This window comes from Synechococcus sp. F70.1 (assembly GCF_047502745.1).
GTDB lineage: Bacteria > Cyanobacteriota > Cyanobacteriia > Thermostichales > Thermostichaceae > Thermostichus.
The window spans coordinates 1-16,890 of record NZ_JANSJL010000046.1 but is presented as its reverse complement, the minus strand read 5'-3'; the positions used below and the strand labels follow the sequence as shown (position 1 = coordinate 16,890).

General features: G+C 61.0%; 12 protein-coding genes. 3 read left to right on the top strand and 9 right to left on the bottom strand.

All coding sequences use genetic code 11. From position 1 onward, the window contains the following. On the top strand, nt 1-1,615 hold a 1,615-nt coding region (locus tag NW860_RS04410; protein WP_414512647.1), incomplete at its 5' end, for a TolC family protein. A 6-nt stretch (nt 1,616-1,621) separates the two neighbouring features. Here the strand turns inward: NW860_RS04410 and rpsD are convergent. The 3 genes from rpsD to NW860_RS04395 form a co-directional block, all read right to left on the bottom strand. Beyond that, nucleotides 1,622-2,233 carry a 30S ribosomal protein S4 gene (rpsD, locus tag NW860_RS04405; RefSeq protein WP_414395495.1) on the bottom strand — a complete coding sequence of 204 codons (612 nt, stop codon included), beginning with the start codon at nt 2,231-2,233 and terminating at the stop codon, nt 1,622-1,624. Nucleotides 2,234-2,342: 109 nt separating this feature from the next. Further along, complete coding sequence (gene gmd / locus NW860_RS04400; RefSeq protein WP_414425459.1) at nt 2,343-3,479, bottom strand: GDP-mannose 4,6-dehydratase; 1,137 nt, start codon at nt 3,477-3,479, stop codon at nt 2,343-2,345. Nucleotides 3,480-3,582: 103 nt separating this feature from the next. Beyond that, nucleotides 3,583-4,944: a nicotinate phosphoribosyltransferase gene (locus NW860_RS04395; RefSeq protein ID WP_414395491.1), complete on the bottom strand. Its 1,362-nt coding sequence runs from the start codon at nt 4,942-4,944 to the stop codon at nt 3,583-3,585. A 110-nt stretch (nt 4,945-5,054) separates the two neighbouring features. On the opposite strand from NW860_RS04395, the gene NW860_RS04390 reads away from it, so the two are divergent. Together NW860_RS04390 and NW860_RS04385 are read left to right on the top strand one after the other, a co-directional pair. Then, nucleotides 5,055-6,128: an isochorismatase gene (locus tag NW860_RS04390; RefSeq protein ID WP_414512680.1), complete on the top strand. Its 1,074-nt coding sequence runs from the start codon at nt 5,055-5,057 to the stop codon at nt 6,126-6,128. A gap of 1 nt (nt 6,129) precedes the next feature. Further along, nucleotides 6,130-7,359 carry an ATP phosphoribosyltransferase regulatory subunit gene (locus NW860_RS04385; protein ID WP_414512645.1) on the top strand — a complete coding sequence of 410 codons (1,230 nt, stop codon included), beginning with the start codon at nt 6,130-6,132 and terminating at the stop codon, nt 7,357-7,359. On the opposite strand, the gene gyrB is transcribed toward NW860_RS04385, so the two are convergent. The 6 genes from gyrB to NW860_RS04355 all read right to left on the bottom strand — a co-directional run bounded on the left by gyrB (nt 7,356) and on the right by NW860_RS04355 (nt 16,765). Next, nucleotides 7,356-9,284: a DNA topoisomerase (ATP-hydrolyzing) subunit B gene (gene gyrB / locus NW860_RS04380; protein ID WP_414512643.1), complete on the bottom strand. Its 1,929-nt coding sequence runs from the start codon at nt 9,282-9,284 to the stop codon at nt 7,356-7,358. The genes NW860_RS04385 and gyrB overlap by 4 nt on opposite strands. Before the next feature lie 159 nt (nt 9,285-9,443). After that, nucleotides 9,444-9,989 (bottom strand): ribosome maturation factor RimM, encoded by a 546-nt coding sequence (gene rimM, locus NW860_RS04375; protein WP_414512641.1) that lies wholly within the window; start codon nt 9,987-9,989, stop codon nt 9,444-9,446. Between the two features lie 33 nt (nt 9,990-10,022). Continuing rightward, complete coding sequence (locus tag NW860_RS04370) at nt 10,023-11,030, bottom strand: Gfo/Idh/MocA family protein (protein WP_414512640.1); 1,008 nt, start codon at nt 11,028-11,030, stop codon at nt 10,023-10,025. Nucleotides 11,031-11,112: 82 nt separating this feature from the next. Further along, the gene (locus tag NW860_RS04365; protein WP_414395482.1) at nt 11,113-12,348 is read right to left on the bottom strand and encodes an LL-diaminopimelate aminotransferase; all 1,236 of its coding nucleotides are present in this window, start codon (nt 12,346-12,348) and stop codon (nt 11,113-11,115) included. Nucleotides 12,349-12,419: 71 nt separating this feature from the next. Then, nucleotides 12,420-15,512, bottom strand: a complete 3,093-nt coding sequence (locus NW860_RS04360; RefSeq protein ID WP_414512637.1) for a hypothetical protein — start codon at nt 15,510-15,512, stop codon at nt 12,420-12,422. A 74-nt stretch (nt 15,513-15,586) separates the two neighbouring features. Beyond that, complete coding sequence (locus tag NW860_RS04355; RefSeq protein ID WP_414512635.1) at nt 15,587-16,765, bottom strand: LptF/LptG family permease; 1,179 nt, start codon at nt 16,763-16,765, stop codon at nt 15,587-15,589. Nucleotides 16,766-16,890 lie beyond the last annotated feature (125 nt).

The following is a 16,890-nucleotide window of genomic DNA, read 5'->3' as shown; positions in this document are numbered from 1 at the left end:
GGGCTTGCGAAAAACTGTTCTATTGCCCACCCTTGTTTTGCGATACTGCTTGCTACGGGTGGGTATGTTTGAGAGCAACAGCACGATAGCGATGCAGCCTCTGGTCAAAGGGCGGCCTCAACGTCTTCGAGGCCAGCCAAGCTTAGCAGGGTTCCACCTCTCCTGGGGCCTCCTAGTCAACTTGCTCTGGGCTCTGCCTGCCCTTGCCCAAGCGGAAGTGCCTGACTCTGCCCCCTCCCTCCTCTTAGATAGCCGAGCCATCCGCACTCCCAACCTGCCTCCCACCCTCTCTGTTCCTCCCGGAGCCCGCCCTGCTACTCCCCCCCCAGTCCCGCAGGGGGCCACCAAAGCGGAAGAATTAGTGGCGCCTCAATCCCCTTTGGAGGTGCGTATTGAGCGGAGGGAGGGCCTATCTCTCCAAGAGGCGCTGGAGATTGCCGTTGCCCAAAACCCGGCAGTACAGCAAGCAAGGCTAGCCGTCAAACGGGCTGAAGCCGGCGTGGCCTTGGCGCAAGCAGCCTTTGCCCCTACCCTCTCCACGCGCGTCAACTACCAGTACAGCGAACCTCCTGCCCCCGGCAGCGGGCCCAGCCGCCCATCCCATACCCTCTCGGCCAGCGTGTTGCGGCTAGACTACACAGCCTTCGACAACGGGGTCAGGGCGCAAAACCTGAAGCTTGCTGAGGAAGCTCTGCGCGTTGCCCAACTGCAGCTCGAGCAAACCCTGCAGACAGTGAAACAAGCTGTGGCCAACGCCTACTACGACCTGCAGAGCGCTGATGCCCGCGTGGCCATTAGCCAGGCTGCGGTTGCCAGTTCTGAGGCCACCCTGCGGGATGCCCAAGCCCGCGAACGGGCCGGTGTGGGTACCCGCTTCGAGATCCTCCAGGCAGAGACTGAATTGGCCAACAACCGACAAGCCCTGCTGGCAGCCCAAAACGACCAACAACTGAGTCGTCGCCGCCTAGCCGAACTGCTGAACTTTCCCAGTCCCACCGATGTGCTGGCTGAAGAGCCTGTCGAGCCGATGGGAGAGTGGGATCTGAGCCTAGAGGAAACCATTGTTGCTGCCTTTGCCAAGCGTCAAGAGCTGGAGCGCCAGCGCCGAGAGCTGGAGCAAGCCCAAGCTCGGCTGCGCCTAGCCCAAGCTAGCAACGGTCCCCAAATTAGTTTGTTCGCCAGTCTCGACGCGGCAAACGATTTTAGGGCCGACCGCAACAGTTTCGATGTCGGCTATTCGGTTGGCGCTAACTTTAACTTGACCTGGTTTGATGGGGGAAGGGCGGAGGCCCAGGCTCGCCAAGCCGAGATCGACAGGCAGGCGGCTGTGAGCAATTTCGTTGGCACTCGGAATGAAATTCAACGCAGCGTAGAAGAGGCCTTCCTCACCCTCAGCTCTAGCCGGGAACGGATTGAGACGGCCAAAGTGGCCATCGCCTCGGCAGAAGAAAGTTTGCGGCTAGCACGGCTGCGCCTTCAGGCTGGTGTAGGCACACAGACAGAGGTGATCAACGCCGAGGCCGCCCTCACGACTGCTCGGGGCAATCTTGCCAATGCGGTGATTGCCTACAACCGTGCTCTGACCCAGCTGCGGCGGGCCATCGGCAGCCTCTAGGGATCCCTAGAGCTTGCGGGAGTAGTACTCAACTACCAACAGCTCGTTGACGGGCGCGCAGATTTGCTCGCGCGAAGGCAGATCCTTAATGCGGCCGCGCAGCTTCTCCTTGTCAAACTCCAGGTAATCCGGCAAAAACAGCCCTGGGTACTCGGCGTAGGCAGCCACCAGCCTGCGGGAGGACTCCTTGTTCCTCACTGTAATCACATCGCCCACCTTGCATTCATAGCTGGGAATGGTTACCTTGCGGCCGTTAACTTCAATGTGGCCGTGGGTCACCAACTGCCGCGCCGCCGGAATCGTCGGGGCCATGCCAAGGCGAAACACAATGCAGTCCAGACGCATCTCCAGAAGCTGCAGCAGAGCTAGCCCCGTAGATCCCTTGGAGCGGCGTGCCTTGCGCATGTAGCGGATCATCTGCCGCTCGCTCACCCCGTAGTTAAAGCGGACTTTTTGCTTTTCTTCTAGGCGGATGGCGTATTCAGACTTTTTCTTGCGCTCCGCCCCATGCACACCTGGGGGGTTGGTGTTTTTGGGGCGCTTGCGAGTCAGGCCAGGCAGGTCAAGCCCTCCGAAACGGCGAATGATCCTCAAACGGGGTCCTGTATAGCGAGACATGCAGGCTTTCTCCAAAAGCAGCAGATAAAAGTTAAGTGAAGCGCCAAAAAATTGGCGATCTCCTATATTAAGCTCTCAGCCCCTTTTTAGGGCAAGGGAGCCGCTGCCATCAGTCGCGGCGAAGCTTCAATTGGGTGCGGATGAAGGCGCGATCCTCGCTGAGCAGGCCGTTGAGGGTGCGCCGCTCCCCCAAGATGGGATCCGGATCCAAGCCAATGGCCTCTAGATCTGCCACCACCATCAGCTCCACCAGTTGGGCAAAAGTTACCTTGGGCTGCCACCCCAGCACCCGCTTGGCCTTGGAGGCGTCCCCCAAGAGCAGATCCACCTCCGTTGGGCGGTAGTAGCGGGGATCGATCTCAATGAGCACGCGATCCTTGTAGACTCCCTGTTCTTCCAGTCCGGATCCCCGCCAGGTAATGGGCATGCCCACCAGAGCAAAAGCCCGTTCTGCAAACTCCCGCACGCTGTGGGTTTCGCCAGTAGCCAGCACGTAGTCGTCTGGCTGGGGCTGCTGCAGCATCATCCACATTCCCTCGACGTAGTCTTTGGCGTAGCCCCAGTCCCGCTTGGCATCCAGGTTGCCTAGATAAAGCTTGTCCTGCTTGCCGGCTACAATACGGCTGACGGCACGAGTGATCTTGCGGGTAACAAAGGTCTCGCCTCGCCGCGGGCTTTCGTGGTTAAACAAAATGCCGTTGCAAGCAAAGAGGTTGTAGGCTTCGCGGTAGTTGACCGTCTGCCAGTAGGCGTAGACCTTAGCACAGGCGTAGGGACTGCGGGGATAGAAGGGGGTGGTCTCTTTTTGCGGGATCTCCTGCACCAGACCAAACATCTCCGAGGAGCCGGCCTGGTAAAACTTCACCCGGATCCCAGTGCGCTGTTGGTAGTCGCGGATGGCCTCCAGGAGGCGTAGGGTGCCCATGGCTACTGAATCAACAGTATATTCCGGGGCATCGAAACTCACCCGCACGTGGGATTGGGCCCCCAGGTTGTACACCTCCGTCGGCTGCACCTGCTCCAAGATCCTGCGCAGGGTGGTGCCATCGGTGAGATCCCCGTAGTGGAGAAACAGCCTAGCCGTGGGATCGTGGGCGTCCACGTAGAGGTGGTCAATACGGTCGGTGTTGAAGGTGCTGGCCCGGCGGATAATGCCGTGGACTTCGTAGCCTTTTTGCAACAACAGCTCGGCCAGGTAAGAGCCATCCTGGCCAGTAATGCCAGTAATCAAGGCACGTTGGGTCATGGGGTTAGCACCCGTAGGACAGCAAATTGCCCAGCTCAAAACCTAGAGCTGCAGCTCCTAAGGCAAAAATTATAAGGCACGCCTTCTGTAGGGGAACTAACGCCTAGGAAGAGCCAAGCTGACGCTCTTTAACCTGCTGCAGGGCTGGGCTCAGGGCCACCGGCCACGGATCCGGCTGGCGCAGTTGCCGCACCCCTGGCGGTAAGCGCAGCACCGAGGCGCGGCTAGTGCGGGCGATGGCTTCTAGATCAGGCAGAGGCTCCAGCAGCACGCCCCGGCGCATGATCTGGCGCAGCAGCGGTTCGTAGCCAGGGGGTGAGGTCTCGTCAGCGTGGCCGAGCAAGTCTCCCTCTGGGCCGCGGAAGATTTGCTTACGTCCTGGCAGGGTGGCTTTGGCAAAGGAGGCCTTAGCCACGGGAATCCCGTTGATCTCCACCAATTTGTACACTCCGTTCACCCCCTCGCCGGTAACCAGGCGGGTGCCAACCCCATAGCCGCTAATCGGTGCCTGGGAGCGGTGCAACCGCTCGATCTCGTATTCATCCAGATCGCCACTGACAAACACCGGCGCCCCCTGGGGCAGGATGGCCTTGACCTGGCGGGAGAGGGCTTCCAGATCGCCAGAGTCGATACGCACGCCACCAATTTCGCCTCGGGATCCCAGTTGATCCGGCTGGGTGGCTGCAAAGAGCTGGGCGGCGGTGCGCGCCCCTTGGATGGGATCGTAGGTGTCAATCAGCAGAACCGCTTGGGGAAAGTAGCGCCGGAAAGCTTGAAAAGCACGGGTCTCATCCCCCGAGAGAGCGGCAATGGCCATCACGAGAGAATGGGCCATCGTGCCCGCTGGCTTGCGTCTCAATTTCAGGGCTGCCAAGACATTGGAGGTGGCATTGAACCCCGCCGCCAGAGCTGCCCGCGCTGCCCACAGCCCTGCTTGGGGGCTGAAGGCCCGCCGTGTGCCAAACTCCAACAAAATGGCCTCATCTCCAGCAGCATCGCGCATGCGGGCCGCCTTGGTGGCAATCAGGGTTTGGTAGTTGAAGGTCGTCAGCAAGTAGGTTTCCACCAGTTGCGCTTGCCAGAGAGGAGCCTCCACCCGCAGCAGAGGCTCGTTGGCAAAGACGGCTGTTCCCTCGGGTACCGCCCACACATCCCCCTCAAAGCGGCAGCTAGCCAGCAGCTCCCAAAAGCGTTGCGGTGCCTCGGCAAAAATGCCCGTCTCCCGTAGTGCCTGCAGGGCTTCCGGCGGAAAGTGCAACTGCTGTAGGTATTCCACCGCTTGGGCTAGCCCCATGGCGATGAGGTAGCCATAGTCCGTGGGCAAGCGCCGCACAAATAGCTCAAAGGCCGCTGGCTGATTCTCCAGGCCCTCCCCCACGTAGCAGGCGGCCATGGTGAACTGGTAGAGATCTGTCAGCAGGCCATAGTCTTGAGGCTGTAGGGAGGAAAAGTCTGGGCTGACCATGGAACCCTCAAGCAAGCCAGGGAGGCAGCATGCAAAAAGCGGTTGCCCAAGTTAGAGCTACCATGGTAGCAAGTTCAGCCTGCCAGGGATCCCTAGAAACGGGAAGCGCCATGGACACCTCTGCTCCGCAGTTGACAACTCCGGTGCCGCCACCTCTGCCTCTCCCCTCCCACTTTGATCCTGAGCGGGTGGGGGAAATTTGGCGGGTGTCCTACCAACAGCGGGCGCTGGAGGCGGAGCAGTGGGCCCGGGAGTACCGCATCCCACCAGCGGCAGCAGATCGAGTACGGGTGGGCCTGTTGCTGATTGATGTGCAAAACACCTTCTGCATTCCTGGCTTTGAGCTGTTTGTGGGGGGGCCCAGCGGCCTGGGGGCCGTGGAGGACAATCGCCGCCTGTGCGAGTTTATCTATCGCAACCTGGCCCACATCACTCAGATCGTGGCCACCTTGGACACCCACACCGCTATGCAGATCTTCCACCCCATCTTTTGGGTGGATGCCCAGGGATCTCACCCCGAGCCAGCTACAGCCATCTCGGCAGATGAGGTCCGCTCGGGCCGCTGGCAAGTCAACCCTGCCATGGCCGCCAACCTCACCCAGGGGGATCTGAGGCGGCTGCAGGCCTATGTCCTCCACTATGCTGAGCAATTGGAGAAAGGGGGAAAATATCCCCTCATAGTCTGGCCCTACCATTCCATGCTTGGCGGGATTGGCCATGCGCTGGTGCCGGCAGTGGAGGAGGCAATTTTCTTCCACGCCATTGCCCGCTGCAGCCAGCCCCGCTTAGAGCTCAAGGGATCCAACCCTTTGACGGAAAATTACTCTGCCCTCAGCCCGGAGGTCTTGACAGGGCCGGAGGGGGATCCCATCGATGAGAAAAATGCATCCCTTATCCGCCACCTCCTGGAATTTGACGCCCTGATTGTCGCTGGCCAAGCCAAAAGCCACTGCGTTGCCTGGACGGTGAGCGACTTGCTGCAGGAGATCCAAGCTAGGGATCCCAGCCTGGCCAAGAAGGTCTACCTTCTGGAAGATTGCACCTCGCCGGTAGTGATCCCTGGCTTGGTCGATTTTAGTGAACAGGCGGAGGCAGCCTTTGCCCGCTTTGCTGCAGCGGGGATGCGGCGAGTGCGCTCTACCGAGCCCCTCTGGAGTTGGCCTGACTTTCCCCGGCCTCTTTAGGATGCGGCAGGACAGCCTGTACGATCGCGTCGGCGGTGATCCCCGCCCCGAAGCCAGTTCCCTGCGCCCCCCCACTGGCGCTCGCGACTTCCTACCGCGGGAGGTTCAGCGGCGGGAAAGGCTGGAGGCGCAGCTAACTCAGGTTTTTCGCCGCTACGGCTATCAACGCATCATCACACCCACCCTGGAGCGGCTGGAGACGCTGCTGGCTGGAGGATCCATCCGCGGCGAGGCCGTGCTGCAACTGCAGGATGGGGAAGGAACGATGCTGGGGCTGCGCCCTGAGTTTACCGCTTCTATTGTGCGGGCGGCGGCTACCCGGCTGGCGGGCGGGCCCCTGCCCCTGCGGCTTTACTATCACGGCAACGTCTTCCGCAATAGCCGGCGGGAGGAGGGATCCTACACTAGCCAAGAGTTTTTCCAGTCTGGGGTGGAGCTCATTGGGGCAGGCGGGTGGCTAGCAGATGCCGAGATCTTGCTGCTTTTGGCCGATTGCGTGCGCGCTGTCGGCCTCAGCAACTGGACGTTACTTTTGGGAGATGTGGGCTTGACCGAGAGCCTGCTCAACCCTGTTGCTCCCAAGGCCCAGGCGGCAGTGCGCCGCGCCATAGCCCAGCTTGACTACGTCTACCTGGAGTCCGCCCCTTTGCCAGAAGCAGCCCGCCAAATTGGCTTGCAGATTCTGGGGCTGCGCGGCCAGCCTGACCAGGTTCTACCTCAGCTTGCCCAGCTTCCGGTGCCGTCGGAGCGGCTGCGGGATCTGCGGCAGTTGTGCCAGATCCTAGAGGCCCATCAGGTGCGGGTGGTGCTAGACCTTAGCTTGCTGCAGACTCTAGCCTACTACACCGGCATTGTCTTCCAGGCAGTGGTGGGGGGAGAGGTCATCGCCCTGGGCGGGCGCTACGACCGGCTCTATGCCCTCTATAGCCCGCAGCAACTCGAGCAGCCAGGGATTGGTTTTACCCTCCTGCCAGATACCCTGCTGCGGCTTTTGCCCCCCGATGCTCAGGCCGAGGCCGCGACCTGCAAGCGGTTGGTGGTGCCGCTGGTGCCGGCAGGGATCCCGGCAGCCCTAGCCTTGGCTGCCCGCTGGCGGGAGTCAGAGGCGGTGGAGCTGGAGTTGCTGGATCGGACGCCCGAAGAGATCGAGGCCTACGCCCGCCAGTGCCGGATCCCCGAGATTGCCTGGGTGCAGGCTGATGGCAGCTACCACATCTCCCACGTGGACTAAATATCCAGAGCCGCCAGATCCAACTGGCCGCTGTGGGCTTCAATAAATTCCCGCCTGGGGCCGACGGCATCGCCCATCAAGATGGTGAAGATGCGATCCGCCTCGGCGGCATCCTCGATGGTGATTTGCTTGAGAACGCGCGTTGCCGGGTTCATGGTGGTTTCCCAGAGCTGCTCCGGCATCATTTCCCCCAAGCCCTTGAAGCGCTGGATGGTGTACTTGGCGTTGGCCGGCAGGCTGCGCAGAACTTGCTCCTTTTCCGCCTCGTTGTAGCAGTAGCGCACATTGTTGCGGCCCCACTCAATCTTGTAGAGGGGCGGACAGGCAATGTAGACGTAGCCCTGCTCCAAGAGCGCCTTCTGATAGCGGTAAAAGAAGGTAAGCAGCAGGGTGCGAATGTGGCTGCCGTCCACGTCGGCGTCGGTCATGAGGATGATGCGGTGGTAGCGCAGCTGGCTGGGATCAAACTCTTCCCCCTTGACCCCCAAGCCCAGCGCCGTGATCATGGCCTGAATCTCAGCGTTTTTGTAGATCTTGGCGGGATCGGCCTTCTCGATGTTGAGGATCTTGCCGCGCAAGGGCAGTACTGCCTGGAACTGGCGATCCCGGCCCTGCTTGGCGCTGCCTCCTGCCGAGTCGCCCTCGACCAAATACACCTCCGACTCTGCGGGGTCGCGGCAACTGCAGTCGGCCAGTTTCCCCGGCAGCGTGGAGGACTCCAAAGCCGACTTGCGGCGCACCAATTCCCGGGCCCGGCGGGCCGCCTCGGCGGCGTTGAAGGACTGGATGGCCTTGTCGACAATCCCCCTAGCCACGTTGGGGTTGAACTCGAGGTACTCCGTGAGGGCCTCCGAGACAATGGTCTGGACAATGCCCCGCACCTCGGTGTTGCCCAACTTGGTTTTGGTCTGCCCCTCAAACTCGGGGTTGGGCACCTTGACCGAGACAATGGCCGTCAACCCCTCCCGCACGTTTTCGCCCGCCAGGTTGGGATCAGAATCTTTGAGTTTGTTGAGCTTGCGGGCTTGGCTGTTGATGGTGAGGGTGAGGGCAGTCTTCAATCCCTCCAGGTGGGTGCCCCCTTCGGTGGTGCGGATGTTGTTGGCAAAGCCAATGACCGTATCGGTGTAGACATCTCCACACCACTGTAGGGCGGCTTCTACCTCAACCCCATCCCGCTCCCCGTGGATGTAGATAACGTCGGCGTGGAGGGGGGTTTTCTCGTGGTTAATAAAAGCCACGTATTCCTTAATGCCACCCGTAAATTGATAAACTTCGCAGCGGACGGGATCCCGCCGCAGATCGCTGAGGGTAATCTTCAAGCCGGCGTTGAGATAGGCCAGCTCCCGAAAACGGCTGGCTAGCAGATCGTAGTCAAACTCCCGCTCGGGGAAAATCAGGGCATCTGGCTTAAAGCGTACCTCTGTGCCTCGCTGGTGAGATCCCGGAGGCTGCGGCTCAGCCTTTAGGGATCCCACGACTGCCCCCCGCTCAAAGCGCTGAAAATAAACCTTGCCATCCCGCCAGACTCTGGCCTCTAGCCACTCCGAGAGGGCATTTACTACTGAGACGCCAACGCCGTGCAGCCCCCCGGAGACTTTGTAGCCGCCTCCCCCAAACTTGCCGCCGGCATGCAACACGGTCATGACCGTCACTAGCGCCGGCTGCCCTGTTTTTGGGTGGATGTCTACCGGGATGCCGCGGCCATTGTCCAGCACCGCCACTGAACCGTCGGGGTAGAGGGTAACCTGGATCTCGTTGCAGTAGCCGGCCAGGGCCTCGTCGACCGAGTTGTCCACCACCTCATGCACCAAGTGGTGCAATCCCTTTGGCCCCGTGGAGCCAATGTACATACCAGGCCGCCTGCGCACAGCCTCCAAGCCCTCTAGAACTTGGATCTGCTCCGCACCGTAGTTTTCTGTCATTGCAATATCGCAGCCTCGCTAGCACAAGTCCGGAAAAATTGACTCTTGAGGCCAGAGAAGAGGCCATTACCCAAAACACTGCCGCCATGATAGCACAAAAGCCTAGAAGGGCAAAACAGCGGCCTTCGAGGGCCGACTTAGCCAGGGGGTGCAGGAGGGCTAGCTGTCTGGGCCAAGAAAGCTCTCCACCAGGCCCGGTGGCGGCTGCACCTGCAGTTGGCCTTTTTCCAGATCCACCACCGGCACCAGAGCTTTCACGAAGGGGATCAACACCTGCCGCTTGTCGGGAGTAGAGATCTCCAAGACATCTTGGCCACCAGCCCAGATGGCCGAAACATGCCCCAGCAGCCGCCCTTGATGGTAGACGGCTAGACCAATGAGATCGCGGTAGTGGTACTCCTCCGGCCCCAGGGAGGGGCGCTGGGAAGCAGGCACCAGCACTTTAGCGCCCACCCAAGCCTCTGCCGCTGTGCGATCCGGGATCCCTTCTAGCCGCACCAAGTACAGGCCCTTGTTCGGAAAAAACCGCCCCTCAACTAGAGAATGCAGGAGGGGCTCGGGGTCGCTATCCCGCTGCAGCCAGCGGGGCCCTGGCTGGGTGAAGCGCTCCGGAAAATCCGACCAACACTTAACTCGCAGCCAGCCCCGTAGGCCGTGGGCCGCCACCACCTGTCCCACCAGCAGCCACGCGCGATCCCTAGACATGGCGCTAACCAAAGCCAGGTCGCCACAAGAATACTAATCCTGGACGCAGACGACCTGCTGCGTCTGGGCAGATTGCTCAGCAGCTTCGGCCACAGCAAGGGCGTGGAGCATTTTCTCAGTATCCACGTAAAGAGGGCTGCCCTGTCGCAGGTGATCTAGCACCAGGCGGGTATCTTGCTCAAACAGGCCGCGGCGGGAGCCAGTCTCGAGGGGGTGGGCGCTGCCGGGACGCAACAGCGTCGCCTCTTCGCCGTTGATTAACAGGCCACCGCGCTGGCCATGGAACTCCAGTAGGCGCTGGGAACACCACAGCGAATCCCCTTTGCCGTAGGTCAACACCGCCAGCAGCCCGTTGGCAAAACTCAGTTGGGCCGTGCAGTAGCAACTGCTGTAGCGGTGGGGCAGGTCTGGACCGTCGTAGCGCAGTTGACAGCTCACCCGCTCTACTTTCCCCAACAGGTCCACCAGGCGGTGGATGCGGGAGACAGCCCCCATGAGAGGAAAGCCGAAGAGGTCGGGCCGATAAGTCCAGCGGTCAGGGGCAGGGTGGGTGGCAGTGAGGGTAATGTAGCGAACGGCAAGCAACTTGCCCAGCCCTGCCAGCTCCCGTCTCAGCAACTGGTGAACGCCGCTGAGGAGCTCGATGTGCTCCACATGCAACAGCAGCCGCCGTTCCGCGGCCAATTGCACCAGCGAACGAGCTTCGGCAGCGCTGAAGGCCAGGGGATATTCCACAACAGTGTGGATCCCGGCTTCCAGAGCGGCACGGGCGATGGCTGCATGATCCCGATTGATGGTGCTGACAAACACCAAATCCAGCCGCTGCTCGCAAAACAGGGAAGACCAGTCGGAATAGGCAGTAGCCCCAAACTCAGCAGCAAAGGCGGCACTTCGCTGGGGCGTTCGGCCAGCAACAGCCACAATTTGCACCTGCTCATCTTTGCGCAAGGCCTCTGCCCGTGAGCGAGCTGCGTAGCCAGTGCCGATGATCCCCACCCGCAAGGTCTGTCTCCTCTCGTAGCCCGTTTCTGTCTGTAGCATCCCATAGAGCCCCACAACAGGGATCTTGCCCTCTCCAGCTTGTCCGGGAAGATCCCTGCTCCCCCGCCAAAGCTCTAGCCCCTTAGCTTCCAAACACGCTGACAATGCGGCGCATCGCCTCCTCCACGTTGGCGCGGCTGTTAAAAGCCGACAGGCGCAGATAGCCCTCGCCAGCGCTGCCAAAGCCAGATCCGGGGGTGCCCACCACATGGCAGGTGTGCAGCAGCTTGTCGAAAAACTCCCAACTACTTAGCCCCTCCGGGGCTTTTACCCAAACGTAGGGAGCGTTGACGCCGCCGTAGGCCTGGAGGCCGGCTTTGGCCAACTGCTCACGAATGATGCGGGCATTCTCCAGGTAAAACTGCACCAGAGCCCGCACCTGGGCCTGCCCCTCCTCAGAGTAGACAGCCTCAGCCCCTCGCTGCACAATGTAGGCTACACCGTTGAACTTGGTGGACTGGCGGCGATACCACAGGCTCCACAGATCCACCCAGGAGCCATCGGCAGCTTGGCCTCGCAGCGACTTGGGCACCACCGTAAAGGCGCAGCGGGTGCCGGTAAAGCCAGCCGTTTTGGAGAAGGAGCGAAACTCGATGGCACATTCCCTGGCCCCTGGGATCTCGTAGATGGAGTGCGGGATCCCGGGCTCGGTAATGTAGGCCTCGTAGGCGGCATCAAAGAGGATGAGCGAGTTGTGGGCGCGGGCATAGTCCACCCAGGCCTGCAGATGCTCCCGCGTGGCCACGGCGCCGGTGGGGTTGTTGGGAAAGCAGAGGTAGATGACGTCCACCTTTTGCTCGGGCAGGCTGGCGGTGAAGTGGTTTTCCGCCGTCAGCGGCAGATAGACCAGGCCCTCGTATTCGCCCCGCTCGTTGGCTGGCCCCGTATGGCCCGCCATCACATTGGTGTCCACGTAAACCGGATAGACAGGATCCGTGATGGCAATGGTGTTGTCGTGGCCGAGAATATCCAGAATGTTGCCGCAGTCGCACTTGGAGCCATCAGAGATGAAGATCTCGGAAGCGTCGATGTCGCAGCCGCGGGCCTGAAAGTCGTGCTGGGCAATGGCCTGGCGCAGCCACTCGTAGCCCTGTTCCGGTCCATAGCCGCGGAAGGTAGCCCGATCCCCCATCTCCTCCACGGCCCGGATCATAGCGGCTCGACAGGCTGCCGGCAGGGGCTCGGTGACATCGCCAATGCCCATCTTGATGATCTGAGCTTCGGGATGGGCGGCGGCGAAGGCCTGCACGCGCCGGGCAATTTCGGGAAAGAGATAGCCAGCCTTGAGCTTGAGGAAATGGTCGTTGATCCTGGCCATAGGAGTTGAGCGCTGCAAAGAACCGTCGGCCCTCCAGTGTAGCCGAAGCCAATTCCCCGCTGCTTACCAGCTCACAGCCCTAGCCTCTCCAGGCTGAAGGCGCCCACTGGCGAGGTCAGTTGAAACTCCCCCCGCTCTTGCGTCAGGCCCACCGGGCGACTGGGGAAGGCCACCAGGATCCCTTCCAGGCGCAGTGACCCCGCCAGGGGATCGTAGGCCAAGCGCAGCTCTAAATCCCGCAGGTCGCGGCGTACCTCAAGGCGGCGGATCCCTGCCTCCGTCAGGCCCAGGCGGAGCCGCCAGTGGTTTTGCCACTGCGTGCCAAGGGTGGCATCCAGGTCAAGGCCGTAGGTGGAAATTCCTCCCGACCGGGGATCGTAAACTGCCTGCAGCGCGTAGCTAATCCCCGGCTCATAGCGGTCTAGACCCGAGCGTTGATCCCGGTTGAAGGTGGTGCTGCTGCGCCCCCGGTACTCCAGCCGAATGGGTTGCCATTGCCCCTTGTTGAGGTCGTAGGAAGTTTGCACCTGGACGTTGAACAGCTCGGGCACGGTGTTCCAGGTAAAGTTGGCGTTGAGGGCATCCCACCTTTGGGCGACGAAGTCATAGCCAAGGGTGGTGTCAAAGCGCAGCAGGTTCCTCACCTGCGCCTGCAGCTCCTGCAGGTTACGGGAGGCAATTGCTTCCAAGTCCTCCGGCGTGTCGTCGGGAAAAGTCAGGGCTATGGGCAGCTCGCCGGGCAGGTCATCTTCAAAGACAAGGTAGCCGGGAGGCGCGTTGGGCAAGAAATTGCGCGGGGTGAAGAAGCTAATGCTGGCGTTGAGGCGATCTACATCTTGGGGGCTGGCGGAAAGGGTTTGAAAAGGAGCGGAGTTGTTGCCGTAGAAGGTGCGGCTGTAGCGCAGGTCGATGGTGTTCCATTCAGCAGGCTTGAAGCTAAGGCGGGGGTTGAGGCTGACGGTGGACTCCTGGTTGGGAGTGGAGTATAGGACTTGAGTGTAATCGATGGAACCCGGTATGAAGGTGATCCAAGGAGCCGGTTGAATGTCGTTGAACTGAAGGCTGGAGCGCAGCTCGTAGCGATTGAAAAAGTTGAGGCCAGATCCCCCTTCTCGATTCGGCTGTTGCTCTTGGGTCAGGGTGAGGGCGCTGCTGAGGAAGATATCGGGGCTGAGGCGGAGGAGATCGGGGTTGAAGGCCAGCTCGAAATTGCGGCGCGGCTCGGTGTCGCCGTTGGAGCTGCTGTAGGCGCGGTAGGCCAGGCGGTAGGTGCCACCCCAGCCAGGGGGGGTGAGCTGGGTGCCCAGCGTCAGCCGCGCGTCGGCAAAGTCTGGCCCGTCTTTGACGCTTACCCGCTGGTTGTAGTCCAAGCGCAGATCCGACTGCAGCCAAGGCACGCCCCCATAGCGCTGCACGTGACTAAGAGTGAGGGGAAAGGTGTAGGTGCCGTTCTCCTGGGATCCGCTGCGGTTGATGTTGAGGGTGGTGGTCGAGAGATCCCCCTGGAAGGTGGCATTGAGGCGGAGATCGGCATTGTCGTTGCGCCCGCCGGCAGGGCGGTAGGTGTTGTCCAGGTTGAGGTTAAGCTGTCCCCGCAGTTGGCCTTCTTGGCCGAAGATGTTGGCGGCGTAGAAGTCGAAATTGTGGTCAAGGCGGAGGCGGCTAGAAAAGCGCTGCTCGTCGGCCTCGGTTACCAGGTAAAACTGGGCCCGCCCATAGTTGACGCTGTCGGGGATGGGGAGGATGTAGTCGTGGACAAAGCCAAGGCCCAGGCCTTTCTTCTGCAAGACATCCAGCCGCAGGCCGCCAAAGTTGTACTCGTTGAAGCGGTAGGCCCAACTGGACTTGACAAACACTCCTTCCGCCTTGCTCCGCCCTGGCAGCACCCACTGGTGATCTCGCAGGCTGTAAATGAAAAGGGGCAGGTAGGCAATCTGCAGCCCCGCCCGCAGTTCGCCCTCCTTGCCCAGCTCGCCGCCAGCAAAGACGCGGGCATTGTAAACGATAACCTGGTTGTCGGGAAACACCTCCACCCGATCCCCTTGCACGTAGTGGGTGATGGGCGGCTCTGGTGAGGTGGTGAGGGTTGCCTTCTCAAGGAAGATCTGATCCCCCAACAGGGCGGTGGTCTTTTGGCTGCGCACAAAGATCTTGGTGCCCGGCTCCTCCCCAGGCAGGATCACCAGCGAGTTTTCAAATTGAGCCCTGCGACCAGGGATATCCAAGTCCAGGTTTTGCCCCTCAATTTGCCGGATCCCGCGCCCCTGCGGCCCAGGAGGCCACTCCATGCGAAAAGGGCCCTCGCTGCGCAGGCGCCGTTCCCGCCGGTAAAACACCAGCCGCTCGCCGCTGATGCGGGTGCCGTCAGCCAGCTGGATCTGGGCGTTCCCCTCGGCAATACCCACATCTTGTTCAGCAAGGTAGCTGAGCACATCCCCGCTGACATTGACTTGATCCGGGTCAAGAGGGATCTGCCGTTGGACAGTGGTGGCCAGTTGCTGGCGAATTTGGGATCCCTGGCCGGCAGGGGGAGCAGCTTCTGGGCTTAGGTCCCGCAGCAGGGGGAACCGCTCCAACAACTGGGGAGCCAGGAGAGATCCGGCAGTGGGGGTGAATATCTCCGTCCCGCTTTGAGCGGTTCTCTGAGGGCTAGTATTCAAGTTCCCGCCGGCTGGCGAGGTCAACGCCGTCTCTTGCCCTTGAGCATTGGCCAGGCTCTCGGCAGGGGACAGGCCCCTTGCTTCGTTGGGCTGCTCTTCTACCTGCAAGTCAGCAGCTCGGGAAGTTATAGGCCAAAAGGAGCGAAGAGAGTCCAGAGTAGGAATAGCTGCAGTAGGCCGGGAAGACGGTGTTGCCTGGGCCTGTTGCGCCTGCTGCCGTGCATGGGCTGCTGCCCCCTCGGCCAAGAGCCGCTGTAGCCGCTGCCGGCTGAGCTCTTCTGGCGTGAGGGCCTTTTCAGGAGGGGTGCTAGACGGCGGGGAGGATGGAGCGATGGGATCCCCCAACAAGCTGGCGCCGGTGGGAGCAACCGGTTCTGGGCTGGCAGCTCGGTGAGCCAGTTGTAGCTGCTGGGCCGAGGTTTGCGCTGCCCAAAAGCGCTGATAGCCCTCTAGGTTGGTAGGCAGGGGATCCGGCTGGGCAAAGACCGCCCTCCCCGTTCCCACCCACAGGGAGCTGCCCCAGCAAAGGGCTAGCCACCTTGCCCATGGGCTGAAGCCCTGCGAGAAGCTACCAGATCTCACCGCAAAAACCGCCACAGCAGACCGAGGCCCACCCCACCGAAAATCATGTTCGGCAGCCAGGCAGCTAGCCAGGGATCGACGTACCCAACTCGACCCATCGCACGTCCCAGGCTCATCAGTACATAGTAAACAAACACCAGAACAATCGCTAGCGCCACACTGCCGTAACGGCCAGTCTGCCGCACCGTCTGCAAGCCCAGGGGCGCCGCTACCAAGATGGCAAAAAAGCTGGCCAAAGGAATGGCGAACTTGAGGTGGTATTCCGTCAGGCAGCGGGCCACATCGGCAGCAGGACGTTGCTCCTTCCGGTATCGCTGACATTGCTCCCACAGCTCTGCTGCCCGTTGCTCCTGGGGCACTCTTTCGGCATACACCGGGCCCACCAACTGGTTGACAATGTTGAGCTCCATCTCTGCCACGTGGCCTTCGTAGTAGGTGCGCCCCTGCTCGTCATAGCGACGGATCACCACCCCTTGCAAATGCCACACCTGGCCCACCCGTTGGGCCCTTTGGGCTGAGATCACTTGCGGGTAGCGCAGATGGCCCGTCTCAGCCTTGCGATCCAAAATCAACAAGTCCTGCATCAAGCCTGTCTTTGGGTCCATCGAGCCAACGTGAAACCAGAGGTCGCTGTCCACCCGGACCACCTCTCCGGGGTTGAAGGGAAGAGCATCCTGGGCCAGGATGAGGTTGGTGTTGAGGGTCTTCACCTTTTGGTTGGTCTGGGGCACAATCACCTCATGGGTAAAGAGCGCTAGGCCGCTAATCAGCAGGCCAATGCCGAGCAGGGGAATTAACACTTTGCGGTAGGGGATCCCAGCCGCCCGCAGCGCCGTCATCTCGCTATCAGCTCCCATCCTGCCCAGGGTAAGCAGGGTGGCAAAGAGGGCAGCAATGGGAAAGGTAACCACCAAAATAGCCGGCAAGTTGAGGAGGAGAATGTGCAAAATTGTTAGAGGAGGAGCTCCTTTTTTCACCAGCAAATCGGCATAGATAAAAAGCTGGTTGCCCAGCATCATCACTGCGCCCCCCGCCACTCCCAGGAAGAAGGGGCGGATCATCTCCTTAAAAAGATAAAACTCCAAAAAAAAGCCTCCAAGCCTCAGGGATCCCCAAAAGCTCCCCTCCCCCGCAGCAGCTTTGCGCCGTTTACCCTTGGTCAATTGGGTGGGCATTTGCCTTGACCACCTCGGACTGGAGTGCAACTTTAACCGCCCCAGCCGGCACAGACGACGGAAGGCAAGGGCTGGATCCCTTCAGAGGGCATCGGTGAGGCGAAATTGAACCATCCCCTGCCGCT